This window comes from Piscinibacter sp. HJYY11 (assembly GCF_016735515.1).
In the GTDB taxonomy this organism is placed as follows: Bacteria; Pseudomonadota; Gammaproteobacteria; order Burkholderiales; family Burkholderiaceae_C; genus Rhizobacter.
This window is the reverse complement of sequence record NZ_JAERQZ010000001.1, coordinates 4,415,902-4,442,462: the sequence shown is the minus strand read 5'-3', so window position 1 is coordinate 4,442,462 and position 26,561 is coordinate 4,415,902. Positions and strand designations below refer to the sequence as shown.

Annotated in this window: 23 protein-coding genes; 14 read left to right on the top strand and 9 right to left on the bottom strand. The window is 67.4% G+C overall.

Going from position 1 to position 26,561, the window contains the following annotated elements:
• The first annotated feature begins 18 nt into the window (after positions 1 to 18).
• On the top strand, positions 19 to 1,371 hold the full coding sequence (gene mpl / locus JI745_RS20845) for a UDP-N-acetylmuramate:L-alanyl-gamma-D-glutamyl-meso-diaminopimelate ligase (RefSeq protein ID WP_201811392.1): 1,353 nt from the start codon (positions 19 to 21) through the stop codon (positions 1,369 to 1,371).
• Here the strand turns inward: mpl and JI745_RS20840 are convergent.
• On the bottom strand, positions 1,361 to 4,114 hold the full coding sequence (locus tag JI745_RS20840) for a zinc-dependent metalloprotease (RefSeq protein WP_201811390.1): 2,754 nt from the start codon (positions 4,112 to 4,114) through the stop codon (positions 1,361 to 1,363). The genes mpl and JI745_RS20840 overlap by 11 nt on opposite strands.
• Positions 4,115 to 4,269: 155 nt before the next feature.
• On the opposite strand from JI745_RS20840, the gene JI745_RS20835 reads away from it, so the two are divergent.
• The 13 genes from JI745_RS20835 (at position 4,270) to JI745_RS20775 (ending at position 15,889) form a co-directional block, all read left to right on the top strand.
• The gene (locus JI745_RS20835) at positions 4,270 to 4,860 is read left to right on the top strand and encodes a YqiA/YcfP family alpha/beta fold hydrolase (RefSeq protein WP_201811388.1); all 591 of its coding nucleotides are present in this window, start codon (positions 4,270 to 4,272) and stop codon (positions 4,858 to 4,860) included.
• Positions 4,861 to 4,878: 18 nt separating this feature from the next.
• Positions 4,879 to 6,942, top strand: a complete 2,064-nt coding sequence (locus JI745_RS20830; protein ID WP_201811386.1) for a ribonuclease catalytic domain-containing protein — start codon at positions 4,879 to 4,881, stop codon at positions 6,940 to 6,942.
• A gap of 8 nt (positions 6,943 to 6,950) precedes the next feature.
• On the top strand, positions 6,951 to 7,805 hold the full coding sequence (locus JI745_RS20825) for an energy transducer TonB (RefSeq protein ID WP_201811384.1): 855 nt from the start codon (positions 6,951 to 6,953) through the stop codon (positions 7,803 to 7,805).
• 3 nt (positions 7,806 to 7,808) lie between these two features.
• Positions 7,809 to 8,642, top strand: coding sequence for a shikimate dehydrogenase (aroE, locus tag JI745_RS20820; protein ID WP_201811381.1), 834 nt, complete (start codon positions 7,809 to 7,811; stop codon positions 8,640 to 8,642).
• The gene (locus tag JI745_RS20815; RefSeq protein ID WP_201811379.1) at positions 8,639 to 9,418 is read left to right on the top strand and encodes a transglycosylase domain-containing protein; all 780 of its coding nucleotides are present in this window, start codon (positions 8,639 to 8,641) and stop codon (positions 9,416 to 9,418) included. Before aroE ends, JI745_RS20815 begins: the two co-directional genes overlap by 4 nt.
• A gap of 33 nt (positions 9,419 to 9,451) precedes the next feature.
• Entirely contained in the window at positions 9,452 to 10,054 is a 603-nt protein-coding gene (locus JI745_RS20810) for a hypothetical protein (protein ID WP_201811377.1), read from the top strand.
• Entirely contained in the window at positions 10,051 to 10,587 is a 537-nt protein-coding gene (locus JI745_RS20805) for a TlpA disulfide reductase family protein (RefSeq protein ID WP_201811375.1), read from the top strand. The genes JI745_RS20810 and JI745_RS20805 overlap by 4 nt, the downstream gene beginning before the upstream one ends.
• 63 nt (positions 10,588 to 10,650) lie before the next feature.
• Entirely contained in the window at positions 10,651 to 11,094 is a 444-nt protein-coding gene (gene aroQ, locus JI745_RS20800) for a type II 3-dehydroquinate dehydratase (RefSeq protein ID WP_201811373.1), read from the top strand.
• Between the two features lie 67 nt (positions 11,095 to 11,161).
• The gene (accB, locus tag JI745_RS20795) at positions 11,162 to 11,638 is read left to right on the top strand and encodes an acetyl-CoA carboxylase biotin carboxyl carrier protein (protein ID WP_201811371.1); all 477 of its coding nucleotides are present in this window, start codon (positions 11,162 to 11,164) and stop codon (positions 11,636 to 11,638) included.
• A 10-nt stretch (positions 11,639 to 11,648) separates the two neighbouring features.
• A complete protein-coding gene (accC, locus tag JI745_RS20790; RefSeq protein WP_201811369.1) occupies positions 11,649 to 12,998 on the top strand; it encodes an acetyl-CoA carboxylase biotin carboxylase subunit in 1,350 nt (449 codons plus the stop codon).
• Positions 12,999 to 13,001: 3 nt separating this feature from the next.
• Entirely contained in the window at positions 13,002 to 13,892 is an 891-nt protein-coding gene (gene prmA / locus JI745_RS20785) for a 50S ribosomal protein L11 methyltransferase (RefSeq protein WP_201811367.1), read from the top strand.
• A gap of 22 nt (positions 13,893 to 13,914) precedes the next feature.
• The gene (locus tag JI745_RS20780; RefSeq protein WP_201811365.1) at positions 13,915 to 14,934 is read left to right on the top strand and encodes a zinc-ribbon and DUF3426 domain-containing protein; all 1,020 of its coding nucleotides are present in this window, start codon (positions 13,915 to 13,917) and stop codon (positions 14,932 to 14,934) included.
• A gap of 46 nt (positions 14,935 to 14,980) precedes the next feature.
• Positions 14,981 to 15,889 (top strand): carbohydrate kinase family protein, encoded by a 909-nt coding sequence (locus JI745_RS20775; RefSeq protein ID WP_201811362.1) that lies wholly within the window; start codon positions 14,981 to 14,983, stop codon positions 15,887 to 15,889.
• 51 nt (positions 15,890 to 15,940) lie between these two features.
• Here the strand turns inward: JI745_RS20775 and JI745_RS20770 are convergent, their stop codons facing one another.
• From JI745_RS20770 to JI745_RS20735, 8 genes are all read right to left on the bottom strand, one after another.
• Entirely contained in the window at positions 15,941 to 16,411 is a 471-nt protein-coding gene (locus JI745_RS20770; RefSeq protein WP_201811360.1) for a histone H1-like DNA-binding protein, read from the bottom strand.
• A 222-nt stretch (positions 16,412 to 16,633) separates the two neighbouring features.
• Positions 16,634 to 17,815 (bottom strand): ribonucleotide-diphosphate reductase subunit beta, encoded by a 1,182-nt coding sequence (locus tag JI745_RS20765; RefSeq protein ID WP_201811358.1) that lies wholly within the window; start codon positions 17,813 to 17,815, stop codon positions 16,634 to 16,636.
• Between the two features lie 182 nt (positions 17,816 to 17,997).
• Positions 17,998 to 20,907: a ribonucleoside-diphosphate reductase subunit alpha gene (locus JI745_RS20760; RefSeq protein WP_201811356.1), complete on the bottom strand. Its 2,910-nt coding sequence runs from the start codon at positions 20,905 to 20,907 to the stop codon at positions 17,998 to 18,000.
• A 525-nt stretch (positions 20,908 to 21,432) separates the two neighbouring features.
• Positions 21,433 to 22,023, bottom strand: a complete 591-nt coding sequence (gene ampD, locus JI745_RS20755) for a 1,6-anhydro-N-acetylmuramyl-L-alanine amidase AmpD (RefSeq protein WP_201811354.1) — start codon at positions 22,021 to 22,023, stop codon at positions 21,433 to 21,435.
• Positions 22,020 to 23,579 (bottom strand): sigma-54 dependent transcriptional regulator, encoded by a 1,560-nt coding sequence (locus JI745_RS20750; RefSeq protein WP_201811352.1) that lies wholly within the window; start codon positions 23,577 to 23,579, stop codon positions 22,020 to 22,022. The genes ampD and JI745_RS20750 overlap by 4 nt, the downstream gene beginning before the upstream one ends.
• 2 nt (positions 23,580 to 23,581) lie before the next feature.
• Positions 23,582 to 25,453, bottom strand: coding sequence for an ATP-binding protein (locus tag JI745_RS20745; RefSeq protein ID WP_236675072.1), 1,872 nt, complete (start codon positions 25,451 to 25,453; stop codon positions 23,582 to 23,584).
• 53 nt (positions 25,454 to 25,506) lie between these two features.
• Entirely contained in the window at positions 25,507 to 25,752 is a 246-nt protein-coding gene (locus JI745_RS20740; RefSeq protein ID WP_201811348.1) for a PP0621 family protein, read from the bottom strand.
• Between the two features lie 12 nt (positions 25,753 to 25,764).
• The gene (locus JI745_RS20735; protein WP_236675071.1) at positions 25,765 to 26,547 is read right to left on the bottom strand and encodes an inner membrane protein YpjD; all 783 of its coding nucleotides are present in this window, start codon (positions 26,545 to 26,547) and stop codon (positions 25,765 to 25,767) included.
• Between the last annotated feature and the right edge of the window lie 14 nt (positions 26,548 to 26,561).

Here is a 26,561-nt window from a genome sequence, read left to right as displayed (position 1 = left end):
ACTCCTAGAATCGCGCCCATGCACATTCACATCCTCGGCATCTGCGGCACCTTCATGGGCGGTCTTGCGGCCCTTGCACGCGAAGCCGGCCACACCGTCACCGGCTGCGACGCCGGCGTCTACCCGCCGATGAGCGACCAGCTGCGCGCCCTCGGCATCGAGCTCATCGAAGGCTACGGCGCCGACCAGCTCAAGCTCAATCCCGACCTCTACGTCATCGGCAACGTGGTCTCGCGCGGCAACCCGCTGGTCGAAGCCGTCCTCGATGCCGGCGCGCCCTACACCAGTGGCCCGCTGTGGCTGGCCGAGAACGTGCTGCAAGGCCGCCACGTGCTGGCGGTCGCCGGCACGCACGGCAAGACGACCACCACCTCGATGCTCGCGTGGATGCTCGAAAAGGCAGGGCTCGAACCCGGCTTTCTGGTCGGCGGCGTGCCGCAGAACTTCGGCGTCTCCGCGCGCCTCGGCAAGGGCAAGGCCTTCGTCATCGAAGCCGACGAGTACGACACCGCCTTCTTCGACAAGCGCAGCAAGTTCGTGCATTACCGGCCGCGCACCGCGATCCTCAACAACCTCGAATACGACCACGCCGACATCTTTCCCGACGTCGCCGCGATCGAGACCCAGTTCCACCACCTCGTGCGCACGGTGCCGCCGTCGGGCCGGCTCGTGGTCAACGCACGCGAGGAGACGCTGCAGCACGTGCTGGAGCGCGGCTGCTGGAGCGAGGTCGTGCGCTTCGGCACACGCAAGGAAACGCCAGGCGCGCTGCGCGCGCGTGGCGAGCCACATGCCTTCGACGTGCTGCGCGGCAGCCTGAAGATCGCACGTGTCGACTGGCAGCTGCTCGGGGAACACAACCAGCTCAACGCGCTGGCCGCGATCGCCGCCGCCGAGCACATCGGCGTGTCACCCGAAGTCGCAGGCCAGGCGCTCGGCTCGTTCGAGAACGTGCGCCGCCGGCTCGAGCTGCGCGGTGAGGCCGGCCAGGTCAAGGTCTACGACGACTTCGCGCACCACCCGACCGCGATCCGCACCACCATCAACGGCCTGCGCCGCAAGGTGGGCATGGACCGCATCCTCGCGGTCTTCGAGCCGCGCTCCAACACGATGAAGCTGGGCGCCATGAAAGCCCAGCTGCCGTGGGCGCTGGAAGAAGCCGACCTGTCGTTCTGCCACCAGGCGAACCTGGGCTGGGATGCGCGCGAGGCGCTCGCCCCGATGGGCGACAAGGCCATCGTGGCCGACACCATCGAGGCCCTCGTCGCCGCCGTGCGCCGTGCCGCGAAGCCGGGGGACCATGTGCTCTGCATGAGCAACGGCGGCTTCGGCGGCATCCACACCAAGCTGCTGACGGCCCTCAGCTCCTGATCATCGAGGCGCGCAGCGCTTCGGTGAGTTGAGACAGGCTGTCCTGCAGGTGAGCGCGGCTCTCAACTGACAGCTTGCCGTTGGTGGAGGCCCGCTTGAGCTGCGTCTGCAGCTCCACCGCCTGCATGCGCATCAGGCTCAGTGCATCCGGCGGCAACGCGGCCGAGCCGCGCACCAGCAGATTCTGCACACGCTTCAGGTGCTCGCGCTGCAGGTTGCGTCGCAGGCGGTCGATCTCACGGCCGCTCTTGAGCTCGCTCCACACCGCGCCCTGCAGCGTGTCGTACACCTCGGCGAGCGAGATGATGTTGCGCTTGTTCGCATCGGGCACGTAGGACGGGAGGTCCAGCAGACGCGACGCCGTGCCGGGGCTCAATAGCCTGTCCATCGCCACCGTCTGCACCGACAGCACGGCCGCCGGGATGTTCACCGGGCCGCCACGGTCCCACTCGTTGTAGTCGGGCGAGAGGCTCGCGATGAACTGCGGCTTGAAGCGGAAGCTGTCGGCGTTGAACACCCCATCGGCCAGGAACTTGAGCGCCTCGCGCTGCTTGGCCGGCTCGACCGGCCGGTAGGCCGCACGCTGCGTGGTGCCCGGCAGGTCGCGCACCGTGTGCATGCCGCCCACGTACTTGCCGACGAGTTCGCTCGCCCGGCCCAACTGGCGGAAGCCGCTCAGCAGCACCCGGCGCTGGCGCACGGCCTCGTCGCCCGGCTGCGCACCACGCTCCTGCACGCGCTGCCACAGCTCGCGCGAGAGCTGCAGGCGGCGCACGTAGTAGGCGAGCGGGTCGTCGCCGAGGTCGAAGCGGTTCACCAGCGGGTCGATGCCGTCGTTGCCGGGGATGCCGCCGGCATCGGCATCGTCGGCATAGGCCAGCAGCGGGTCGGTGCTGCGCGAGGCGATGCGCGCAAGCTCCGCCGCTTCGTCCGCCGGCGCGATCGGCTTGTAGGCGTATTCGATCGCCCAGTAGTCGTAAGGGCCGAGCGTGGTGTTGTTCATCGCGCCCTGCTTCTCGCCGCGCAGCGCGATGTTGTAGGCGTTGTAGTCCATCACCGAGCCGGAGATGCCGTTCTTCTCGGTGTAGTCCTTGTCTTGCAGCTTGTCGCGCGCGACGACGGTCGAGCCCTTGAAGTTGTGCTTGAGGCCAAGCGTGTGGCCCACCTCGTGCATCACCGTGTCCTTGATGACGGCCTGCACGAAGGCTTCGGCCTCGGGGCTGTCGGGGGCGATGTCGCCACGCGCCTCGAGCAGGTCGAGCGCGAAGTTCATCTCGGCGGCGTTCTCGTGCGCATAGTTGCAGTACGCATCGTGCGCATGGCCCGCATGCCCGAGGCTGTTCGCCCTGGGCACGTCTTCGGCGACGAAGCGGCGCGCGCTGCGGCCGAACACGTCGCTCATGCCGATGTCGGCATCGATGATCTCGCCGGTGCGCGGGTCGGCATGGTGCGGGCCGACCGCAAAGCCGACGTCGGCGCCGACGAACCAGCGGATGGACGCATGCCGCGCATCCATGTTGTCCCACTCGGCGTCATCGGGCTGCTGGCGCACGACGATGGCGTTCTTGAAGCCGATCTTTTCGAAGGCCTTGTTCCACTCGAGCACGCCTGCCTCGACGGCCTTGCGGTACTGCGGCGGGATGTTCCTGTCGAGCCAGTAGACGATCGGCTGCTTAGGCTCGGAAAGCGCGGCCTGCGGCTCACGCTTCTCCAGGCGCCAGCGGCTGACGTGGTGCACACGCGGGTTGGCCTTGAGGTCGGTGCCGAGGTCGGTGACGACGCTGAAGAAATGGCCGAGCCGCGGGTCGGTCCTGCGCGGCGCCATCGGCGTGTCGGGCAGCTTGGTGAAGCTGTAGACGAAGCCGACGAACATGCTGCGCGCATCGGGCGTGGCCGAGGGCGGCGGCGGCGTGGGCACCGGGCTCGGGGTGAGCGGCGGCGCCGGGATGCGCGAGGTGGAGAAGTGCACACGCGCGTTGACGGTGGTCATCTCGTCGCTCACGCGCGTCTTCTCGAAGAAGGAGTTGCCGCGGTCCAGCGAGTACGGCATGCGGAAGGCCGCTTCGATGCGCGTGGAATAGCCCGGGATGTCGGTGAGCAGGAAGCCGGCATCGATCAGCACCGACTTGCGCTGCGGGTGCGGCGCGCTTGCGATGGCGGCCGAGCCGAGCAGGCTGTGCGAGAAGCCCTGCTCCACCGCGGCCTTCATCGCCGGCGTGCTGCTGATGAAGCTGTTGTTGAGCGCGATCAGCTGCATCTGGCTGGTGCCGATCTTGCGGAAGGTCGCCAGCCAAGACGGCCCCATCTGGCTCGCATAGAGGCCGCGCTCGCCCACCGAACCGGCCACGTTGACCGACAGCAGGAAAGGCTGGTCGAGCCGCTCGGTGGGGATCTCGAGCCAGATACGGTCGTCCTTGCGCCAGATGGGCACGAAGCCGGCCTGCTGGGTGGCGCCCTTGATGACCTCGTCGAAGGGCCGCGGTGCCCCCGGCTCGGGGCGCGGCGGCGTGGTGCCGGCCACGCCCGAAGCCGCTGCCGAGGCAGCCGCGGCGGCGGCCGGTGCCGGCGGCGTGGCGCCCCCCACCGGCGCCGGCACGGCGCGGCTGTTGGCTTTCTCGAGCGGCGTGGGCTTGGCGGTCGCGCTCGTCGTGGGTGCAGGCGTGGCACAGGCCTGCAACATCAGCGACACGGCGAGGGCCAGCCCCAGCGGGCGAAGCGAGAAACCAGCGGCGAATGCGTTCACGAAGAATCCTTGTGAAGAACGAGCTTGCGCAGGCCAGTTTAGGCCGGCCGACAACCCGCGGCACGGGCCGAGATTGTGGAGTCGGGCACACTGAGCGGCCCCGCCTCCTGACTCGCGGCGACTCGCTTCGAGCCGACCGCGCCGGCACGGTTCCCATGACACCCACCCATCTGTTGTATCTGCACGGTTTTCGCTCGTCGCCACGGTCGGCCAAGGCCACGCGCATGGCCGAGTGGGTGCGCGAGCACGCGCCCCGCCTCACCTGGTGGTGCCCGCAGCTGCCGCCCTCGCCGCGCGAAGCGGTGCAGCTGCTCGAGCATGGCGTGAGCCGCTGGCCGCTCGACCGCATGGCCATCGTCGGCAGCTCGCTCGGCGGCTTCTATGCCACCGTGATGGCCGAGCGGCTGGGCTGCAAGGCGGTGCTGCTCAACCCCGCCGTCGATCCGGCGCGCGACCTCGCGCGCCACATCGGCGAGACGACCGCCTGGCACAGCGACGACCGCTTCTTCTTTCGCCCGGAGTATGTCGACGAGCTGCGCCAGATGACACCCGGACGGCTGGCCCACCCGGCCTCGTATTTCGCGGTGATCGCAACAGGCGACGAGGTGCTGAGCTGGCGCGAGATGAGCGATCGGTACCGGGGCGGCCACCTGCGCATCGTCGAGGGCAGCGACCACGCGCTGTCGGACTTCGACGAGCACCTGCCGCATCTGTTGCATTTCCTTGAACTGGGACCGTCCCCGTGAGCGACGACAATCCGGGCCATGTACGCATTGTTTGATGACGCCGGGAAGTTCCACGCCGGCCGCGTGATGTCCGAAGCCGACACCTCGATGCAGATTGAGCTCGACTCCGGCAAGCGCGTGAAAGTGAAATCCGCCAACGTGCTGCTGAGATTCGAGCAGCCCACCCCCGCCCAGCTGCTGGCCGAAGGCCAGCGCCTCGCGCAAGACATCGACCTCGACCTTGCGTGGGAATTCGCGCCCGACAGCGACTTCGGCTTTGCGGACCTGGCGCGCGATTACTTCAACGACAAGGCCACGCCCGCGCAGCAGGCGGCGGCGCTTTTCCGACTCTTCGAAGCGCCGCACTACTTCCGCCGGCTCGGCAAGGGCCAGTTCAAGAAGGCGCCGGAAGAGATCGTGAAAGCCGCGTTGCTCGGCATCGAGCGCAAGAAGCAGCTCGCCGCGCAGATCGACGCCTGGGCGCAGGAGCTGGTGGCCGGCCAGTGCCCGGCCCCCGTGCGCGAGCAGCTCTACAAGATCCTTTTCAAGCCCGACAAGAACGCGGCCGAGTACAAGGCCGTGGTCGAAGCGTCGAGGCTGTCGCACACCGCACCGCTCGACCTGCTGAAGGCCGCCGGCGCGATCGACTCGCCCTACCAGTTCCACTGGAAGCGCTTCCTCTTCGAGAACTTCCCCAAGGGCACGGCTTTCCCGGCGCTCAGCGCACCCGAGATCAAGGACAAGCTGCCGCTTGCCGGCGTGCAGGCCTTCTCGATCGACGATTCACAGACCACCGAGATCGATGATGCACTGTCGGTGCAAGGCCTGGGCACGGGCACGGTGGTGTTCGGCATCCACATCGCCGCGCCGGGCCTGGCGATCACGCCGGAAGGTGCGGTCGACAAGGTCGCGCGCGATCGGCTGTCGACCGTCTACATGCCGGGCTACAAGCTCACGATGCTGCCCGACGAGGTGGTGCAGACCTACACGCTGATGGAAGGGCGCGAGTGCCCGGCGGTGTCGCTCTACGTGAGCTACGACGAAGCCACGCTCGCCGTGAAGGGCAGCGAGACGAAGCTCGAGCGTGTGCCCATCGTGGCCAACTTGCGCCACGACCAGCTCGATGCGGTGATCACCGAAGCAAGCCTGACCGGCGAGGCGCCAGCCGACTACCCGCACGCCGCCGAGCTGGCCTTCGCCTTCCGCCTGGCCCGGCACCTGAAGGCCGCACGCGAAGTGGTGCGCGGCAAGCCCGAGAACTTCAACCGGCCCGACTACAACTTCCGTCTCGAAGGCAACGACGGTCGCGAGCCGCAGGGCGACGAGACCGTGCTCATCAGCACGCGCACCCGCGGTGCCCCGCTCGACCTGATCGTGGCCGAGGCCATGATCCTTGCCAACAGCACCTGGGGCGGCTGGCTGCACGAGCTGGGCGTGCCCGGCATCTACCGCAGCCAGGCCAGCATGGCACCCGGCGTGAAGGTGCGCATGGGGACCAAGGCCGCACCGCACGCCGGCATGGGCGTGGCGCAGTACACCTGGGCCACCTCGCCGCTGCGCCGTTATGTCGACCTCGTGAACCAGTGGCAGATCATCGCGTGCGCCCGGCATGGCCGCACCGCCGCGCTCGCCGCGCCCTTCAAGCCGAAGGATGCAGCGCTTTTCTCCATCATCTCGAGCTTCGATGCGGCCTACACCGCCTACAACGGCTACCAGTCGGGCATCGAGCGCTACTGGACGCTGCAGTACCTGGCGCAACACGGGCTGCAGGAGCTCGACGCCGCCGTGATGAAGGATGGCCTGGTGCGCGCCGAGACCCTGCCGCTCGTCTTCAAGGCGGTGGGCGCCGAGCGCCTGCCGCGCGGCGCGCTCGTTCGGGTGCGCGTCACCGGCACCGACCTGCTCACGCTCGACGTGCATGCCAACGTGCTGCAGCGCCTGGACGACCCGTCGACCCGGTCCGATGATGCGGTGATCGAAGACGCCGAGATCGAGGACGCGGAAGCCACCGCCGGCCCGCTCACGTTGGCCATCGATGTGCAAGGGGATGCAACCGAGGAACAACCCACCGCGACCGCGGTAGCATCGTCGCCCTCTGTCTGACCTTGTCCATGGCCAAGTTCTCGGTCCTCCAGGTTTCGCTCGGTGTGTCGGTCGTCGTGCACGCCGCACTGCTGGCCTGGCCGGCCGTGGACCCCGAGGGTTTCACCCGCGCGTTTCAAGACACGCCGCTGGAAGTGATCCTCGTCAATGCGCGCTCGAACGAAAGGCCGACCAAGGCCCAGGCCATCGCCCAGCACAACCTGGCAGGTGGCGGCGAGTTCGACCAGGGCCGCGCCACCTCGCCGCTGCCGAGTGCTGCCGTCACCGAGATCGGCGATGCCGCGCAAGACACGCGCAAGCAGATCGAGGAGCTGCAGGAAGCCCAGCAGCAGCTGCTGGCCAACATCAAGCGTGAACTCGCCGCACTGCCCCAGCCCGACCCCAAGCGCGACAGCGGCAATCCCAAGGAACGCGCGCAGGAAGAACACCGCCGCCAGCTGCTCCAGATGGTGGCCGAGATCGAAAAGCGCATCCGCGAGGAAAACGCGCGGCCCAAGAAGAAATTCATCAGCCCGGGCACGGTGGGCGAGGTCTACGCCGTCTACTACGACCAGCTTCGCCGCAAGGTCGAAGAGCGGGGCACGCGCAACTTCCCCACGCACCAGGGCAAGCCGCTGCACGGCGAGCTGACGATGGTGATCGTCGTCGACGCCGCCGGCCGCGTGCTCGAAACGAAGATCGACAAACCCTCCGGCTCGACCATCCTCGACAAGCGGGCCGTGTCCATCGTGCTCGCCGCGGCGCCCTACGGCGCCTTCACCAGCGCCATGCGCAAGCAGGCCGACCAGCTCGTCATCACGACACGATTCCGGTTCACCAAGGGCGAAGCGCTGGAAACCACCCTCAGTTCCACGAGCCGATAGCCGATGGACCGTTACGTCGTCGCCGGCAACCCGGTCGAGCACAGCCAGTCCCCGTTCATCCACGCCCAGTTCGCCCAGGCGACCGGCCAGCCCGTGGCCTATGACCGGCTGCTGTGCCCGCTCGATGGCTTCGAGGCCACGGTGCAGGCCTTCGCCGACGGCGGCGGTCGCGGCTGCAACGTGACGGTGCCGTTCAAGACCGACGCCTACCGCCTGGCCAGGCGCCGCAGCCCGCGCGCCACGCTGGCCGAAGCAGCCAACGTGCTGCGTTTCGATGCCGAAGGCTGGTACGCCGACAACAGCGATGGCATCGGCCTCGTGCGCGACATCGAGCGCAACGCCGGCGTGAAGCTGCAAGGCCGGCGGGTGTTGCTGGTGGGCGCCGGCGGTGCGGCGGCCGGGGCGCTCGGGCCGCTGATCGAGGCCGGGCCGCAGGAGATCGTGGTGGCCAACCGCAGCGTCGACAAGGCCGAGGCGCTGGTGCGGCGGCATGCCGAGCTCGCCTATGCCCACGGCGTGACGCTCTCGGCAAGCCGCCTCGATTCAGCGGGCAAGGCCTTCGACGTGGTCGTCAACGCCACCGCGACCAGCCTGCAAGGCGCTGCCATCCCGGTCTCGCCGAAGGTGCTCAGCCCAGGCGGCCTGGCGCTCGACATGATGTACGGCCCTGCGGCCGCAGGGTTCATGCAGTGGGCCACCCAACACGGCGCAAAAGCACGTGACGGCCTGGGCATGCTGGTCGAACAGGCGGCCGAGGCCTTCCACATCTGGCGCGGCGTCACACCGGAGACCGCGCCGGTGCTCGCAGCGCTGCGCGCGCGCCTGGCCGCGACATGAAAAGCACCCTCGCCCACCTGCTGCGCATCGTCGGCCTGGTCGTGCTGTGCGGCCTGTCGCTGCAGATCTATTTCCTCGTGCGCATCGCGATGATGAATGTCGTCGACCCGCAGTCCACCACCTTCCAGCGCTCGGAGATGCGCCGCATCGTCGCCGAGCAGCACCAGCTCCTCTGGAGCCAGCAGTGGATGGACGGCGACCGCATCTCCGACCACCTGAAGCGCGCCGTGATCGCGTCCGAAGACGCCGGCTTCGCCGAACACAGCGGCGTGGAGTGGGAAGCGCTCGAAAAGGCGTGGGAGAAAAACCTGCGCGCCGAAGCCCAGGCCGAGCGCATCAACGAACGCCAGGCCAAGCAGGCCGCGCGCAGCAACCGGCCGCCGCCGGAGAAACCCAAGGCCACGGCCAAGATCGTCGGCGGCTCCACGATCACGCAGCAGCTGGCGAAGAACCTCTTCCTCAGCGGCGAGCGCAACTTCCTGCGCAAGGGGCAGGAATTCGTCATCACCTTCATGCTCGAAGGCGCACTCTCCAAGCGGCGCATCCTCGAGATCTACCTGAACAACGTGGAGTGGGGCGAAGGCCTCTTCGGCGCGCAGGCCGCGGCGCGCCACTACTTCCACGTCAACGCCGACAAGCTCGGTCCCTACCCCGCAGCGCGGCTGGCGGTGATGCTGCCGGCCCCCAAGCGCTTCGAGAAACGGCCGAACTCGGCCTACGTGATGGGCCGTGCCAGCACCGTGGTCGCCCGCATGGGGGCTGTGGAATTGCCGTGAGGCGGCATTCCTCGGCTTCCTAGAATCCACCGCATGGGCACCCCACTCAGCGCCGAAGTGGCCAGCACGGCCGCGCGCCTCATCGTCGAAGAAGGCATGGAATACGGCCCGGCCAAGCGCCGTGCGGCCAAGCTGCTCGGCCGCGGCAGCGTGCGGGCGGTCGACCTGCCGGGCAACGACGAGGTGGAAGACGAGGTGCGCTCGTACATCGAGCTCTTCTGCGCCGACACCCAGCCGGGCGAACTGCTCGCCATGCGCAAGGTGGCCCTGCTCTGGATGGAGCGCCTGCAAGACTTGCGGCCTCACCTCACCGGCGCCGTCTGGCGCGGCACGGCGACCCGCCTGTCCAGCGTGCACCTGCAGCTCTACTGCGACGACTCGAAGCAGGCTGAGCTGACCTTCATCGACAAGCGCGTCGACTACGACGTCGGCACGATCAGCGGCCCGCGCGGCGAGCCGATCGACGTGCTGACCGTCAGCAGCATGAGCCCCGAGCTAGGCGAGCCGGTCACCGTGCACATGAGCATCCTCGACCACGACGACCTGCGCGGCGCGCTGAAGCCCGACGGGCGCGGCCAGTCCGAGCGGGGCGACCTCGCAGCGCTGCGCCGGCTGCTGGACGACAGCGCCCCATGAACCGCCGCAATGCCCTGCTCACCGGCGGTGTGGGGGTCGTTGCGGCCGCCGGCGGTGCGGGCTGGGCCTGGTGGCGCCACCGCGAAACGGAGGCCGACGCCGGTGCCGAGCAGGCCGTCTGGCGTGAGCGCTTCGAACGGCCGGAAGGTGGCGAGCTTTCGATGGCCAGCTTGCGCGGCCAGCCGGTGGTGCTCAATTTCTGGGCGACCTGGTGCGCGCCCTGCGTGAAGGAAATGCCGCTCCTCGACGCCTTCTATAAAGAGCACAAGGCCAAAGGCTGGCACGTGGTCGGCCTGGCGATCGACAGCCCGACGCCTGTGCGCGAATTTCTCGGCAAGCTGCCAATCACGTTTCCGATCGGTCTGGCCGGGCTGAACGGCGTGGACCTGAGCCGCAACCTGGGCAACCCGAGCGGCGCACTGCCCTTCAGCGTCGCCTTCGATCGCCAAGGCAAGGCCGTCTTCCGCAAACTCGGGCTTCTCAAGCCGGAAGACCTGGCGATTTGGGCTGAAAAGTTCGCCTCAGGGCAATAATTTGGCTTCCTGCGCGGATCAGCGCTCAAAAACGCGTAAAGTCCGGCCTTCGCTTTTGAAGCCATGAAGATCCTCGTCCTGCACGGCCCCAACCTCAATCTGCTCGGCACCCGCGAGCCAGCAGTCTATGGCTCGACGACTTTGGATCAGATCAACGCAGAACTCGCGAAGATCGCCTCCGATGCCGGGTCGTCCCTCGAAAGCTTCCAGAGCAACCACGAGGGCGCGCTGATCGACCGTGTTCAGGCCACACGGCTCGACGGCACCGACTTCGTGATCATCAACCCAGGCGCCTTCACGCACACCAGCGTGGCCTTGCGTGATGCGTTCGCGGGTGTCGCGATCCCGTTCATCGAAGTGCACCTGTCGAATGTGCACCGTCGCGAGCCATTCCGCCACCATTCTTATTTTTCCGATCTCGCCGAAGGCGTGATCGTCGGGCTGGGCGCCGATGGATACCGCCTGGCCCTGGGCCATGCGCTCAAGCGCGGCCCCAAGAAGGCCTAGGGCCTGACCCGGCACGTCGCCCTCGCTGGCGATCGGCCGCCCCATAACGACAGGAGTTGGAGAACACATGGACCTGCGCAAACTGAAGACGCTGATCGACTTGGTGTCTGAATCGAACATCTCCGAGCTTGAGATCACTGAAGCCGATGGCAAGGTGCGCATCGTCAAGAGCGACCCGGCCGCCGTGGCCGTGGCCGCCCAGCCGGTGGTCTACCAGGCGGCGCCCCCGCAGGTCGCAGCCGCCGCACCGGTGGCGGCCGCAGCGCCGGTCGCCGCGCCGGCCCCCGAAGCTGCCCCTGCCGCCCCGACCGGCCACATCGTCAAGTCGCCGATGGTCGGCACCTTCTACGGTGCGGCCAGCCCTGGCGCCAAGCCCTTCGCCACGGTCGGCACGGTGGTCAAGGAAGGCGACCCGATCTGCATCATCGAAGCGATGAAGATCATGAACGAGATCGAGGCCGACAAGGCCGGCACGGTGACGCAGGTGCTGGCACAGAACGGCCAGGCCGTGGAATTCGGGCAGCCCTTGTTCGTCATCGAATAAGGCGCGGGCCATGTTCAAGAAAATTCTCATCGCCAACCGAGGCGAGATCGCACTGCGCATCCAGCGCGCGTGCCGGGAGATGGGCGTCAAGTCGGTCGTCGTCTACTCTGAAGCCGACCGCGACGCGAAATACGTGAAGCTCGCCGACGAGGCCGTGTGCATCGGCCCGGCCGCCTCGGCCCAGAGCTACCTCAACATGCCGGCGATCATCTCGACCGCCGAGGTGACCGACGCCGAAGCCATTCACCCCGGCTACGGCTTCCTGTCCGAGAACGCCGACTTCGCCGAACGTGTGGAGCAAAGCGGCTTCACCTTCATCGGCCCGACGCCCGAGTCGATCCGCATCATGGGCGACAAGGTCTCGGCCAAGCAGGCCATGATCAAGTCGGGCGTGCCCTGCGTGCCCGGCTCGGAAGGCGCGCTGCCCGACGACCCGAAGGAGATCGTCAAGATCGGCCGTGCGGTGGGCTACCCGGTGATCATCAAGGCCGCCGGCGGCGGCGGTGGCCGCGGCATGCGCGTGGTGCACACAGAAGCCGCGCTGCTGCACGCGGTGCAGACCACCAAGGCCGAAGCGGGCGCCGCCTTCGGCAACCCGGCGGTCTACATGGAGAAATTCCTCGAGAACCCGCGCCACATCGAGATCCAGGTGCTGGCCGACGAGCACAAGAACGCCGTCTGGCTGGGCGAGCGTGACTGCTCCATGCAGCGCCGTCACCAGAAGATCATCGAGGAAGCGCCGGCGCCGGGCATCCCGCGCCGCGTGATCGAGCGCATCGGCGAGCGCTGCGCCGCCGCCTGCAAGAAGATCGGCTACCGCGGTGCCGGCACCTTCGAGTTCCTGTACGAGAACGGCGAGTTCTACTTCATCGAGATGAACACCCGCGTGCAGGTGGAGCACCCGGTGACCGAGCTCGTGACCGGCGTCGACATCGTGCAGATGCAGATCCGCGTGGCCGCCGGCGAGAAGCTGCCCTTCACGCAGCGGCAGATCCAGATGCGCGGCCACGCCATCGAGTGCCGCGTGAACGCCGAAGACCCGTACAAGTTCACCCCCTCGCCCGGCCGCATCACGACCTGGCACGCGCCGGGCGGGCCCGGTGTGCGGGTCGACTCGCATGCGTACACCAACTACTTCGTGCCGCCGAACTACGACTCGATGATCGGCAAGATCATCACCCACGGCGACACACGCGACCAGGCACTCGCGCGCATGCGCATCGCACTGTCGGAGACGGTGGTCGAGGGCATCCTCACCAACATCCCGCTGCATCGCGAGCTGATGGCCGACGCGAAGTTCATCGAGGGTGGAACCAGCATCCATTACCTCGAGGGCTGGATGTCGCACCACAAGCGCTGAGCAATGCTGGAGCTGCTGCTCGTCGTACCTGAAGCGCTGGTGGAGCCCGTCTCCGATGCGCTGATGGACGAGCTGGAGGCGCTGTCGGTCTCGGTGGAAGACGCCGACGCCGACACCGCCCATGAGCAGGCGCTCTTCGGCGAGCCCGGCATGCCGGCGCCGCGTGGCGGCTGGCAACGCTCGGTGGTGAAGGCGCTCTTCGAGCGTGAAGAGACCGCCACCGATGCCGCCACGTTGTTGCTGGCGCAAGACTGGGCGCAAGGCGTCCACGTGCAGTCGCTGCAGGCGGTGCCCGATGAAGACTGGGTGCGGCTCACGCAGTCGCAGTTTTCGCCGGTGTCCATCACGCGCGACTTCTGGATCGTGCCGACCTGGCACGAGCCGCCCGCCGAAGCGAAGCGCTTCATCCGCCTCGACCCCGGCCTCGCCTTCGGCACCGGCACACATCCCACGACCCGCATGTGCCTGCGCTGGACGGCGCAGCACGCGACAGCCTGGCCTCGCGTGCTCGACTACGGCTGCGGCTCGGGCATCCTTGCCATCGGTGCGGCGCTGCATGGCGCTCAGCTGATCGACGCGGTCGACATCGATCCGGCCGCCGTGGTGTCGACGAAAGCCAATGCCAGCGCGAACCAGGTGACGCTGCAGGCCGGCCTGCCCGATGCGGCGAAGGGCGAGTACGACCTCGTGCTGGCCAACATCCTCGCCACACCGCTGAAGCTGCTGGCGCCTTTGTTGTGCGGACACGTCAAGCCAGGCGGACACTTGGTGCTCGCCGGCATCCTCGAACGCCAGGCGGAAGAGCTGAAGGAGGCCTACGCCCCCTGGGTGGCGCTGGACGTCAGCGACACCGAGGACGGGTGGATCCTGATGACGGCACAACGGCGCGCATGAATCGGCATGGCATGATTTCGCCATGAGCCTGGCCACTCGTTGCATCAACTGCGGCACCGTCTTCCGAGTCGTTCAAGACCAGCTCAAGGTATCCGAAGGCTGGGTGCGCTGCGGCCGCTGCAACGAGGTCTTCAACGCGATCGAGGGGCTGTTCGACCTGGAGCGCGACGCCCCACCCAACTGGAAACCGCCCCCTGCACCGCCGGCCCCACCGGCCGCCTCCGTCGCTGCGTCGTACGACCCGCAGTCCGAGCCGCCCGACGACGACGATGTCTTCCAGCTCAGCGACAACGACCGCATCCACTCGCGCTTCTTCCAGCCCGAGCAGGCTGACGTCGACCAGACGCCGGCGCAATCGGTCAAGAGCCGCGACAAGCGCGACTTCGCCGAAGCGCGTTTCAACGAAGCCTTGCTCGACGACCAGCCGCTCGAATCCGAACGGCGGCGAAAGGCGTCAGGGGGCGGCACTGGCATTCCCCGCTCGTCGGTGAAGTCGGCGCGGGCCCAGCTTGAAGCCGCACGCCGCGGCCCGGGCTTCGTGCAGGAGGCCAAGCAGCGCGAGCGCTGGCGCAGCCCCGCGATGCGCGTGCTGCTCAGCGTGCTGTTCCTGCTGCTCGCGGCCGTCCTGCTCGGCCAGGCCGGCTTTCACTTCCGCGACCTCTGGGCCGCCCGATGGCCAGCCACGCGGCCGGCGCTCGCCATGGGTTGCGAGTGGCTCGGCTGCCAGTTGCAGCCGCCCCGCCGCATCGACGACGTGGTGGTCGACAGCAGCACCCTGTCGCCCGCGCCGGGCGGCAATGGCTATCGGCTCTCGCTCGTGCTGCGCAACCGCGGCACGATGACCCTGTCCATGCCCTGGATCGACCTCGAGCTCACCGACTCGGCGGAGCAGCTGCTCGCCCGCAAGGCACTTGCTCCCGCGGACTTCCGCGTCAACCCGCCGGTGCTCGCGCCGGGCAGCGAGGCGACCTTGCAGCTGGTGTTCTCTTCATCGGATCCTCGCCGCGTCAACGGCTACACGGTCGAGGCCTTCTACCCCTGACGGCCCGACCGGCATTCCCCTTTTCACCCCCTTCCGGAGTTCACCCATGTCTGCACTCATCTGCGGCTCGCTCGCCTTCGACACGATCACCACCTTCCCGGGGCGCTTCGCCGAGCAGATCCTGCCGGAGCAGGTGCACATCCTGAACGTGTCGTTCCTCGTGCCCACGCTGCGCCGCGAGTTCGGCGGCTGCGCCGGCAACATCGCCTACACGCTGCGCCAGCTAGGTGGTGAGCCGCTGGTGATGGCCGCCGTGGGCGCCGACGGGCAGGACTACCTGGCGCGCTTCAAGGCCTGGGGCGCGAGCACGGAGTTCGTGCGGACGATCAGCGAGACCTACACCGCTCAGGCCATCATCATCACCGACCAGGACAACAACCAGATCACTGCTTTCCACCCGGGCGCCATGCAGTCGGCTCACCTGACGACCGTGCCCGCCGGCCGGAAAGACATCGCGATCGGCATCGTCGCCCCCGACGGACGCGACGCGATGCTGCAGCACGCCGAGCAGTTCGCGAAGGCCGGCGTGCCGTTCATCTTCGACCCCGGCCAGGGCCTGCCGATGTTCAACGGTGACGAGCTCAACGCCTTCGTGCAGCAGGCGACCTGGGTCGCGGTGAACGACTACGAAGGCCGCATGCTGTGCGAGCGCACCGGCAAGTCGCTGGAGCAACTGTCGAACTCACACCTGAAGGGCGTGATCGTCACGCTCGGCGCCGATGGCTGCGAGGTCTGGCAGAAGGGCCAGCGCACGCATGTCGCGGGCGTGAAGGCGGCCGAGGTGGTCGACCCGACGGGCTGCGGCGATGCCTTCCGCGGCGCCCTGCTGTACGGCCTGGAGCGCGGCTGGGAGCTCACGCGGTGCGTCGAGCTCGGCAACCGCATCGGTGCGCTCAAGATCGCCTGCCGCGGCGGGCAGAACCACGTCATCGACCGCGGCGCGCTGGGGCTCTGACCCATAAAAAAACCCGGCCGGAGCCGGGTTTCGTCGAGAGACCTCGTCGCCTCAGGGCTTGGCGCCCGTCGGGAAAGGCCATGCAGCAGCGGGGCTGAGCGCAGTCTTGGCCGCCGGAGCTGCTGCAGCGGGCTTCGCAGCAGCAGGGGCAGCAGGCGCGGCAGCGGCCTTCTTCGCAGCAGGCTTCTTGGCCTTCTTCGCAGCAGGCTTCTTCGCAGCCTTCTTCGCAGCAGGCTTCTTCGCAGCGGCCTTCTTCGCAGCCGGCTTCTTGGCAGCAGCCTTCTTCGCAGCAGGCTTCTTCGCAGCGGCCTTCTTGGCTGCCGGCTTCTTCGCTGCAGCCTTCTTGGCTGCCGGCTTCTTGGCCGCAACCTTCTTGGCTGCCGGCTTCTTAGCCGCGGCCTTCTTGGCTGCCGGCTTCTTGGCGGCGGCCTTCTTGGCTGCCGGCTTCTTCGCTGCGGCCTTCTTCGCCGCGGGCTTCTTGGCTGCGGCCTTCTTGGCGGCAGGTTTCTTTGCAGTTGCCATTACATTTCTCCTTGATCAAGTTGAAAAAGCACTGCGTTGCCCCGACGACGTGTCGACACTCCGCAGCTATTCACCGTCCGAAAGTCTGCCCAGGAGGGGCGCCCCGATCCGGTGAATGGGGTTGCGACGCACTGCTCACCGCTTCTGTGTCGGTGAATCGAATGCATCGCGAATCTTGATCTGCCACTACGACCTGCCGCGCTTGCTGCTACCGGTAGAACGTCAATCCCACGAGAGCGCGCCACCCGATTGGTACTCGATGACGCGCGTCTCGAAGAAGTTGCGTTCCTTCTTCAGGTCAATCATTTCGCTCATCCATGGGAACGGGTTTTCCTCGTTCGGGAAGAGCTCTTCCAAACCGATCTGCGTGGCCCGCCGGTTGGCGATGTAACGCAGATAACCTTTGAACATCGATGCGTTGAGGCCCAGCACGCCGCGCGGCATGGTGTCTTCAGCGTAGCGATATTCCAACTCAACTGCTTTCATGAAAAGAGCCCGGATTTCGGCCTTGAATTCGGCCGTCCACAAATGCGGGTTCTCCAACTTGATCTGGTTGATGAGGTCGATGCCGAAGTTGCAGTGCATCGACTCGTCTCGCAGGATGTACTGGTACTGCTCGGCGGCGCCGGTCATCTTGTTCTGGCGGCCGAGCGCGAGGATCTGCGTGAAGCCGACGTAGAAGAAGAGCCCTTCCATCAGGCAGGCGAAGACGATCAGCGACTTGAGCAGCGTCTGGTCGTTGGCCGGGGTGCCGGTGTGGAAGTTGGCGTCCATGATCGCGTTGATGAACGGGATCAGGAATTCGTCCTTGTCGCGGATCGACTTGACTTCGTTGTAGGCGTTGAAGATCTCGCTTTCGTCGAGACCCAGCGACTCCACGATGTACTGATACGCGTGGGTGTGGATCGCTTCTTCGAAGGCCTGGCGCAGCAGGAACTGGCGGCACTCGGGCGCGGTGATGTGCCGGTAGGTGCCGAGCACGATGTTGTTGGCGGCCAGCGAATCGGCGGTGACGAAGAAGCCGAGGTTGCGCTTGATGATGCGACGCTCGTCTTCGGTCAGACCGTTCGGGTCTTTCCAGAGCGCGATGTCGCGCGACATGTTCACTTCCTGCGGCATCCAGTGGTTGGCGCAGGTGGCGAGGTACTTCTCCCAGGCCCACTTGTACTTGAAGGGGACGAGCTGGTTGACGTCGGTCTTGCCGTTGATGATGCGCTTGTCGGCGGCCTTCACCCGATGGGTGTCGGCAGTGTTCAGCGAAGCGGAAACGGTAGCGGCGACAGGGGCAACGGAATCTGCGAAGACCGGAGACGACACGGCCACACGCGCTTGAACGGGGAGGCTCTGCGCGGGGTTCGTCTTGTGATTGCTCGAGGGCTTAAGGTCTTCTTCCCAAACCAACATGGTGGATTTCCTGTGCGGTTGAATTATCGGAGTGTTGTGTCTAAACACCAAGCACTTATTGACATTGCGGCCGCTTCGCTGTTGCTGTGTCGCATCGATATTCGATGCTGCACAGCAACTCGCGAAGCGTTGATGAGCACGACACGAGATGCATCGCGTCGCCCATCAGAGCACTCATCACGTCACTGACAGGCCTCACACGTCGGGTCGTCGATCGCGCAGAACTTCACATCGGTCGCGGGCTCCGCATCGACGCTCAATGCAGCCGGCATTGCAGTGACTGGCGCGGCGATCATCGAGGAAGAAGCACCGCTCGACACCGCGTTCAGCTGGCCTGCTTTCACCGTCGACTTCTCGGTCTGCGAAGCGCTGATCGTGCGCAGGTAGTAGGTGGTCTTGAGGCCACGCACCCACGCCAGCTTGTACGTCTCGTCGAGCTTCTTGCCCGAGGCGCCGGCCATGTAGATGTTGAGCGACTGAGCCTGGTCGATCCACTTCTGGCGACGTGCCGCGGCCTCGACCAGCCACTGCGTCTCGATCTCGAAGGCGGTGGCGTAGAGGTCCTTCAGGTCCTCGGGCACACGGTCGATGCGGCGCAGCGAGCCGTCGAAGTGCTTGAGGTCCATGACCATCACGTCGTCCCAGAGGTTGAGCTTCTTCAGGTCGCGCACGAGGTACTCGTTGACGACGGTGAACTCACCCGACAGGTTCGACTTGACCGAAAGGTTGCCGAAGCTCGGCTCGATCGAGGCACTGACGCCGATGATGTTGGAGATGGTCGCCGTCGGGGCGATGGCCACGCAGTTGGAGTTGCGCATGCCGTGCTCGCTGATGCGGCTGCGCAGCAGGCTCCAGTCGAGGCTGGTGCTGCGGTCCACGTCGACGTAGCCGCCACGCTGCTCGGCCAGCAGTTCCAGCGAGTCGAGCGGGAGGATGCCGCGGTCCCACAGCGAGCCGCGGTAGCTGGAATAGCGGCCACGCTCCTGCGCCAGTTCGGTCGAGGCCCAGTAGGCGTAGTAGCAGACGGCTTCCATCGAGCGGTCGGCGAACTCCACCGCCTCTTGCGAAGCGTAGGGGGTGCGCAGCTCATACAGCGCGTCCTGGAAGCCCATGATCCCCAGGCCGACCGGGCGGTGGCGCAGGTTGGAGTCGCGAGCCTTCTTGACGGCGTAGTAGTTGATGTCGATCACGTTGTCGAGCATGCGCATCGCGGTCGCGACCGTCTTCTTCAGCTTGGCGTGGTCGATGACCTTGCGGCCGTCCGGGCCGTCCTTCAGGTGATGGACGAGGTTGACCGAGCCCAGGTTGCAGACGGCGATCTCGCTCTCGTTGGTGTTGAGCGTGATCTCGGTGCAGAGATTGCTGCTGTGCACCACGCCCGCATGCTGCTGGGGTGAGCGCACGTTGCAGGCGTCCTTGAAGGTGATCCAGGGGTGGCCGGTCTCGAACAGCATCGAGAGCATGCGGCGCCACAGGTCCTTGGCCGGCATCTTCTTGAAGAGCTTGATCTCGCCGCGGGCGGCCTTGGCCTCGTAGGCGGTGTAGGCCTCTTCGAAGGCCTTGCCGAACTTGTCGTGCAGGTCGGGGCAGGTGGACGGCGAGAAGAGCGTCCAGTCGCCTCCTTCCATCACGCGGCGCATGAACAGGTCGGGAATCCAGTTCGCCGTGTTCATGTCGTGGGTGCGGCGGCGGTCGTCGCCGGTGTTCTTTCGCAGCTCCAGGAACTCCTCGATGTCGAGGTGCCAGCTCTCGAGGTAGGCGCAGACGGCGCCCTTGCGCTTGCCACCCTGGTTCACGGCCACGGCGGTGTCGTTGACCACCTTCAGGAACGGCACGACACCCTGGCTCTTGCCGTTGGTGCCCTTGATGTGCGAGCCGAGGGCGCGCACGTTGGTCCAGTCATTGCCCAGGCCGCCGGCGAACTTGGACAGCAGCGCGTTTTCCTTCAGCGCTTCATAGATGCCGTCGAGGTCGTCGGCCACGGTCGTCAGGTAGCAGCTCGACAGCTGCGAGCGGTGCGTGCCCGAGTTGAAGAGCGTCGGCGTGCTCGACATGAAGTCGAAGGTCGACAGCACTTCGTAGAACTCGATGGCGCGGGCTTCGCGGTCAATCTCGTTCAGCGCCAGGCCCATGGCGACGCGCATGTAGAAGGCCTGCGGCATCTCGATGCGCACGTCGTTGACGTGCAGGAAGTAGCGGTCGTACAGGGTCTGCAGGCCCAGGTAGTCGAACTGCAGGTCGCGGTCGGCCTTGAGCGCGGCGCCCAGCTTGGCCAGGTCGTACTGCATCAGCTTTTCGTCGAGCAGCTCGGCCTGCACGCCCTTCTTGATGAAGGTCGGGAAGTACTCGGCGTAGCGGGTCTGCATCTCGGACTGAAGCAGCTCCTCGCCGATGATTTCCTTGCGGATGGTGTGCAGCAGCAGGCGCGCGGTGGCACGGGTGTAGCCCGGGTCCTTCTCGATCAGGGTGCGGGCGGCCAGGATGGCGGCCTTGTGCACTTCGTCGATGGGCACGCCGTCGTACAGGTTGCGCTTGGTCTCGGCCAGGATGGGCTCGGGCTTCACGTCGGCGCCCAGGCCTTCGCAGGCGGACTCGACCAGCGTCTGCAGGCGGCCCATGTCGAGCGGCACACGCTGGCCGCCGTCGGTCACGAAGAGAGCGGGCTCGGCGGCGACGGCCGGCGCGCCCTGCTTGGCACGCTCCTGCGAACGGCGCTCGCGGTAGAGCACGTAGGCGCGGGCCACTTCATGGTGGCCCCCGCGCATCAGGCCGAGCTCGACGTGGTCTTGCACGTCTTCAATGTGGAAGGTGCCGCCGCCCGGGCGCGAGCGCAGCAAAGCGCGCACCACCGACTCGGTCAGGCCATCGACCGTCTCGCGCACGCTGGCCGACGCGGCACCTTGCGTGCCATGCACGGCCAGGAAGGCCTTCATCAGCGCGACCGCGATCTTGTTGGGCTCGAACGAGACGACCGCACCGTTGCGGCGAATGATCTGGTAGCCCTGGTAGGCCGACACGGCGGCACCGGACGGTGCAGAGCCGGTACGCGGAGCGACGATCGCGCCGGCAGTGGGAGTGGATACGGTTTGCATGGTGTTTCCTGTCGTCATGTCGGTTCGATGAAGTTCGATCTCGTGCGCTCGGCGCAGGCTTGTGGCCTCAGCAGCAAAAGCTGCGGCCCACCTCGTGGAGACGGGGGAGCGGGAACGTCGGATGAGAAGAGCGGGTAAGAACGAAGCGCGCTACGGCGAGCGCCTGGCTTTCTTGGCCCTTGCACCTTGCCGGTCGTTGTGCAGCGCTGCGTTGCGCAGCGAGCCCTGGGAACGGGGCGATGGTGTTGGGCATGTGCGTGTGTTTCTGGAACAGAAGGATAACACGAAGGGACACTATATCTAGGGCTCCAGCCACCTTCAAGCACTAGGGATAGCGTCTTACCCTAAGAGGGGAAATACAGTCGCGCACACCCTCGCGCAGCGCTGCGGACTGCACGGCGCGCAATCGCCCGTGGCTGCGGCGTCGACACGCACACACGACGCAACGGCGCGGGGTGCAGGCGCATTTCGGCAGGCATCGCGCACAGTGCAAGGCTGCACTTCACGCACGGCGCGAGCACCTCCTCAAATTGAAGGAGCGCCGTTTTCGGGAAAGTACCGAGCGGGCCAACCGAGCAGCGCTTTCAGGTGCACCCAGTCGAAGCCAGGCCCGGGGTCCTGCTTGCGCCCGGGTGCCACGTGCTCGTGGCCTGCCACCCACCGCAGCGGGTAGTCGCGCGCGAGGCGCTGCAGGAGCATCGCGAGCGTCTCGTACTGAGCGTGCTCGAACGTCTCGCCTTCCAGGCCTTCGAGCTCGATGCCGATCGAGTAGTCGTTGCAGTTCTCGCGGCCTTGCCACACCGACCGGCCGGCATGCCAGGCGCGGTCTTCGCATGAGACGAACTGCATCAGCTCGCCGTCGCGCCGCAGCACGAAATGCGACGACACCTCCAGGCCGCGGATCTGCTGGAAGTACGGGTGTGTATCCCAGTCGAGGCGGTTGGTGAAGAGGCGTTCGATCTCGTCACCACCATAGACGCCTGGCGGCAGGCTGATCGAATGGATCAACGCCAAGTCGATGTCGACGCCAGACGGCCTCGGGCCGAAGTTGGGAGAGGGGCAGGCCCGGGCCTCGTCGAGCCAACCCTTGCGGGCGGGCTGCGAGGTCGGCGTCATGTGTCGTCGCCGCGCTCGGTGTCGGGCGCTTCGGGTTCGCCGCCGACATGCACCCCGAGGCGGGCCATGCGGTAGCGCATCTGCCGCAGCGACAGGCCAAGGCTTGCGCCGGCCGCTGTGCGGTTGTAGCGATAGCGTTCGAGGGCGCGCTCGAGCACATCGCGCTCCACCTCGTCGAGGTAGGCCGCAAGGTCGGTGGGCAGCGGGGCGGGCGCGGGCGCCTGCGTGGGCACCGGCACGGCGGGTGCGGTGGCGAGCGACAAGGCCGCCGGCGGTGAGACCGCGTCCGGCATGTCGAGCGACAGGTCCAGCACGCCCAGGTCGGACACGTCGATGTCTTCGCCCCCAGAGAAGGCCACGGCGCGGTGCAGCAGATTCTCGAGCTCGCGCACATTGCCGGGGAAGCTGTAGCGCGCGAGGTGGGCCAACGCCTCGCGCGTCAGGTGCGGCGGCGGCCACACGCCGGCGTCGCGCGAGATGCGCTCGAGCACACGCTCGCAGATGGCGGGCAGGTCTTCCAGGCGCTCGCGCAGCGGCGGCACGCGGATCTGGATGACGTTGAGGCGGTAATAAAGATCCTGGCGGAAGCGGCTGGCCTGCACCTCGGCGCCCAGGTCCTTGTGGGTCGCACTCAGCAGCCGCACGTTGACCGCCTGCTCGCTGACCGCGCCGACCGGGCGCACCGAGCGCTCCTGGATGGCCCGCAGGAGCTTGCTTTGCATGGCCAGCGGCAGGTCGCCGATCTCGTCGAGGAACAGCGTGCCGCCATTGGCCGCCTGGAAGAAGCCCTCTCGGTCATCGGCCGCGCCGGTGAACGCGCCCTTGCGGTAGCCGAAGAACTCGGCCTCCAGCAGGTGCTCGGGAATGGCACTGCAGTTGACCGCGATGAAGGGCTGCGCCCCACGTGCGCTCACCTCGTGGATGGCACGCGCCACAAGTTCCTTGCCGGTGCCCGACTCGCCGTTGACCAGCACCGGCGCCATGCTGCGCGCGACCTTGTCGACCAGCGCGCGCACCTGCTGCATGGCCGGCGACTGCCCCGCCATGCGGCCCATGGCCTGGCTCGCTGGCGACGCGGCCACTGCCGCCCCTGTGGCCACCGCACGCGCTTCGCCAGAAGGCGCAGCCCCATGATGGGTCGACGGCAGGTTCGACGGCACCACCGTCGGTGAGCTGGCCGGCGCACGCCCGAGGGCCGAGGCCACCACCGAGCGGAACTGCTTCAGGTCCACCGGCTTGGTGAGGTAGTCGTAGGCGCCCGCCTTCAGCGCCTCGACGGCGTTTTCTGCCGAGCCGTAGGCGGTGATCACGATGGCCTTCTCGCGCCGGCCGCTCTCTTCCAGGCGGCGCAGCAGGTCGAGGCCGGTGCCATCGGGCAGGCGCATGTCGGTGATGACGGCGCTGTAGGTGCGGTCCTTCAGGTGCAGCCAGGCGTCTTCGACCGTGCCGGCGGTCTCGACGTCGTAGCCCTCGCGCAGCAGGGTCAGCTCGTACAGCGTGCGCAGGTCCGGCTCGTCGTCGACGACCAGCAGGCTGAAATGCGAGGGAGAGGACATCGTCATGACGACAATTGCAATCGGGCTTCGGCGGCAACGTTCTCGGGCAAGGCCTCGCGGCGCATCGCGACCGAGAACTCGTTGCGGTTGCTTTCGACGGCGCTGCGCAGCCGGTAGTCGATGCGGGCGCCGTAGCGCTCGCAAAGTTCGCGGCAAATATACAAGCCCAGGCCGGTGCCTCTGCTGCGTGTGGAGAAGAAGGGCTCGAAGAGGTAGCGCTCCACCTCCGGCGGGATGGGGTCGCCGTCGCTCGCCACGCTCATCACCGCATGCGTCTCGTCGCGCACGTAGAGCCGCAGCATCACCGCACCCGGCCGCTTGGTCGCGTGGCGGCAGCCGTTGTCGAGCAGGTTGACGAGCACGCGGCGCAGGTGGTCGGCATCGAAGAGCACGCCCACCGGCTCGTCGGGCAACTTGACCTGCAGCACGCTCTGGTCGCCGAGCACCACGCCGTTGGTGCGCGCCCATTCGGAGCAGACCGCGGCGATGAGCGAGGCCGCATCGATCGGGCCGATCGCGCGCACGTCGCTGGGCGCCACCTCCATCACGTCGTCGACGATACGCTTCAGGCGCTCGACGTTGTCGGTCACCATGCGGGTGAGCTGGCGCTGCGAAGGCGTGGTCGCGTCTTCCGCCATCAGCGCATTCGCTTGAGAGATGGCAGCGAGCGGATTGCGGATCTCGTGCGCGATGCCGGCAGAGATGCGGCCCATCGCGGCCAGCTTCTCCTGCCGCGTGCGGGCCTGCATGCTGCGCACGTCTTCGAGGAAGAGCACGCACAGCTCCTCGGTGGCCTGCGGTTCGCGGCGGCGCGTGAAGCGCATGCGCACGCGCAGGGTTCGTGCGGGAGCGCTTTCGAAGTTGAGCACGACGTCGCGGCCCGCTTCCGGCCAGGCCGCTTCGGCAAAGGCCCGCTCCACTGCGGCGACGAGGCTGCCCCAGGCCTCCACGTTGCGCATCTGGAAGGGCGCCTCGCGGCACATGCCTTCGGGCGCGAGCAGCAGCCGGGCCGCCGGGTTGGCGGCGCGCACCCGGCCGCGCCGGTCGACCACCAGGACGCCTTCCTGCATCTCCTCGATCACCAGGCGGTTGAGCTGCGCCTGCTGGCGCGCGAGTTCCAGGCTGCCCTTGGCCGTGAGCTCCTCGCGCGCGAGGCGACCCGCCAGCTCGCCGGCCAGCAGGGTGATGACGAAGAAGCCGCTGCCGGCGAGTCCCGCCTGGGTCATCAGCAGCGTCAATTCGCCACCCAGCACCACGCCCCAGGCCGCGATCCCGAGCAGGGCGAGCGTCACGACCGCCGCGGTCGCCAGCGCCATCGTGCGCGGCGTCAGCACACCGGCCATCAGCACCGGCAGCACCAGCAGGGCCACGTAGTTGAGCGTGGCTGACGGCGACAGCAGGTGCAAGGCCGTGAAGCACACGATGTCGACGCCGATGGTGGCCAGCCATTGCCGGCTGCCCATCTTCGACAGCGCCTTTGCGGCAGAACGACGCAGCCGCGGCAGGATCCAGGTCGACACCGCCAGCGTCGCGTAGACCATGCTGACGATCAGCACGGTCAGCGGCGGCCGCACGCCGAAAAAACCCGTCAGCGCCACGGTGGCGATCAGCGCGACACCGAGCGCCGCACGGGCCGCGATGAACGCACCATAGATGCGCTGGAAGGCGGTCTGCCCCGAGCCGATGATGCGCCGTGCCTGGCGGGTCAGGAAGCGCGAGTCGGCTTCGTTGTGACCCATCGCGGCCCAGTTGCCGTCGTAGCGCGACTCGTCTTCCGCCGACGGCACCTCACCGCGCAGCTGGGTATCACCGTCAACCCCCAGTGCGCCGAACCAGGATTCATCCACCGGCCTCGGCTTGGGGGTGCCGGCCATGCGGCGTCGCTCGGCAGCACGCCGCTCGCCACTGCTGCGCGACGTGCCCGCCATCAGTTGCCCCGCTGGCTCTCGAACGCGCCGCGGTGCGCCTCGCTGCAAAACACGCCGCCACGCCCTGGCAGTGCCTCGCTGCGCGGCAGGTGCATGCCGCATTGCGTGCAGCTGACCATGTCTTCGGGCAAGGCCGGCGCCGGCGGCGGCGTGGCGCCCGGCTGTGGTGGCAGCTTCGGCTTGCGCAGCGTGCGCATCAGCCAGAGGGTCCCCAGCACCACGGCGAGCAGCAGGATGTATTTCATGTTGGAAGTGACTCAGGCAATCGGCCGCTTCAGCAGCACTTCGAGCACGAAACGCGATCCCGCGTAGGCCAGCAACAGCAGCAGCACGCCCGCATACAGCCCCCTCACGGCGCGGCGCCCACGCCAGCCGAAGGCCTGTCGCCCGGTCAGGAGGCTCGCGAACACCAGCCAGGCGAGTACCGAAAAGACCGACTTGTGGTCCCAGCGCCAAGGGTTCGAGAACCACCAGCCGAGCACCAACGTGGCGGTCAGCAAGGCAAAGCCGGCGGTGACGAACTGGAAGGTGAGGCGCTCGAGGCGCAGCAAGGGCATGCCGGCCCCTGTGGTGGTCTTCAGGCGCATCTGGCGCTCGGCCCGGTCGAGCATCACGGCATGGAGGACGGCTGCCCCGAAGAGCCCATACGACGCGATGCCGAGTACCCAGTGCAGCGGTGCCCAGTGAGAGGCGGCCTGAGGGCGGAACTCCCCTGGGAACACCATCGCCAAGGCGACGGCCACCAGGCCCAGGCCCGCGAGCGTGCGTCGCACACCGGGCAACGGCACCCAGCGGCTCTCGACGGCATAGACCGCCACCACCAGCCACAAGGTGGCCGACAGCGCCGGCGCAAAACCGAAGCGGGCACCGGAGACGGCGCTGCCGATGCCAGCCATGTCGATCGCGGTCGCCGCGCCGTGCGCCAGCCAGCCGGCGAACAGCAGGCGATGAGGCCACGGGCCCGACGATTCGTCACGCCACAGCACCGCCGCGGCATAGGCAACGAGTGCCAGCACACTCGGCACCCACAGTGCGAACATGGCCGGAGCGTTGG

What these genes read in the sequence shown, in the direction of transcription:
- JI745_RS20830 (WP_201811386.1), top strand. Translation starts at nt 4,879, where the DNA reads ATGTACGCATTGTTTGATGACGCCGGGAAGTTCCACGCCGGCCGCGTG.
- aroQ (WP_201811373.1), top strand. Translation starts at nt 10,651, where the DNA reads ATGAAGATCCTCGTCCTGCACGGCCCCAACCTCAATCTGCTCGGCACC.
- JI745_RS20740 (WP_201811348.1), bottom strand. Translation starts at nt 25,752, where the DNA reads ATGAAATACATCCTGCTGCTCGCCGTGGTGCTGGGGACCCTCTGGCTG.
- JI745_RS20735 (WP_236675071.1), bottom strand. Translation starts at nt 26,547, where the DNA reads ATGTTCGCACTGTGGGTGCCGAGTGTGCTGGCACTCGTTGCCTATGCC.
- prmA (WP_201811367.1), top strand. Translation starts at nt 13,002, where the DNA reads ATGCTGGAGCTGCTGCTCGTCGTACCTGAAGCGCTGGTGGAGCCCGTC.
- accB (WP_201811371.1), top strand. Translation starts at nt 11,162, where the DNA reads ATGGACCTGCGCAAACTGAAGACGCTGATCGACTTGGTGTCTGAATCG.
- JI745_RS20770 (WP_201811360.1), bottom strand. Translation starts at nt 16,411, where the DNA reads ATGGCAACTGCAAAGAAACCTGCCGCCAAGAAGGCCGCAGCCAAGAAG.
- mpl (WP_201811392.1), top strand. Translation starts at nt 19, where the DNA reads ATGCACATTCACATCCTCGGCATCTGCGGCACCTTCATGGGCGGTCTT.
- JI745_RS20810 (WP_201811377.1), top strand. Translation starts at nt 9,452, where the DNA reads ATGGGCACCCCACTCAGCGCCGAAGTGGCCAGCACGGCCGCGCGCCTC.
- JI745_RS20815 (WP_201811379.1), top strand. Translation starts at nt 8,639, where the DNA reads ATGAAAAGCACCCTCGCCCACCTGCTGCGCATCGTCGGCCTGGTCGTG.
- accC (WP_201811369.1), top strand. Translation starts at nt 11,649, where the DNA reads ATGTTCAAGAAAATTCTCATCGCCAACCGAGGCGAGATCGCACTGCGC.
- JI745_RS20805 (WP_201811375.1), top strand. Translation starts at nt 10,051, where the DNA reads ATGAACCGCCGCAATGCCCTGCTCACCGGCGGTGTGGGGGTCGTTGCG.
- JI745_RS20760 (WP_201811356.1), bottom strand. Translation starts at nt 20,907, where the DNA reads ATGCAAACCGTATCCACTCCCACTGCCGGCGCGATCGTCGCTCCGCGT.
- JI745_RS20825 (WP_201811384.1), top strand. Translation starts at nt 6,951, where the DNA reads ATGGCCAAGTTCTCGGTCCTCCAGGTTTCGCTCGGTGTGTCGGTCGTC.
- JI745_RS20835 (WP_201811388.1), top strand. Translation starts at nt 4,270, where the DNA reads ATGACACCCACCCATCTGTTGTATCTGCACGGTTTTCGCTCGTCGCCA.
- JI745_RS20780 (WP_201811365.1), top strand. Translation starts at nt 13,915, where the DNA reads ATGAGCCTGGCCACTCGTTGCATCAACTGCGGCACCGTCTTCCGAGTC.
- aroE (WP_201811381.1), top strand. Translation starts at nt 7,809, where the DNA reads ATGGACCGTTACGTCGTCGCCGGCAACCCGGTCGAGCACAGCCAGTCC.
- JI745_RS20775 (WP_201811362.1), top strand. Translation starts at nt 14,981, where the DNA reads ATGTCTGCACTCATCTGCGGCTCGCTCGCCTTCGACACGATCACCACC.
- JI745_RS20745 (WP_236675072.1), bottom strand. Translation starts at nt 25,453, where the DNA reads ATGGCCGGCACCCCCAAGCCGAGGCCGGTGGATGAATCCTGGTTCGGC.
- JI745_RS20750 (WP_201811352.1), bottom strand. Translation starts at nt 23,579, where the DNA reads ATGTCCTCTCCCTCGCATTTCAGCCTGCTGGTCGTCGACGACGAGCCG.
- JI745_RS20765 (WP_201811358.1), bottom strand. Translation starts at nt 17,815, where the DNA reads ATGTTGGTTTGGGAAGAAGACCTTAAGCCCTCGAGCAATCACAAGACG.
- ampD (WP_201811354.1), bottom strand. Translation starts at nt 22,023, where the DNA reads ATGACGCCGACCTCGCAGCCCGCCCGCAAGGGTTGGCTCGACGAGGCC.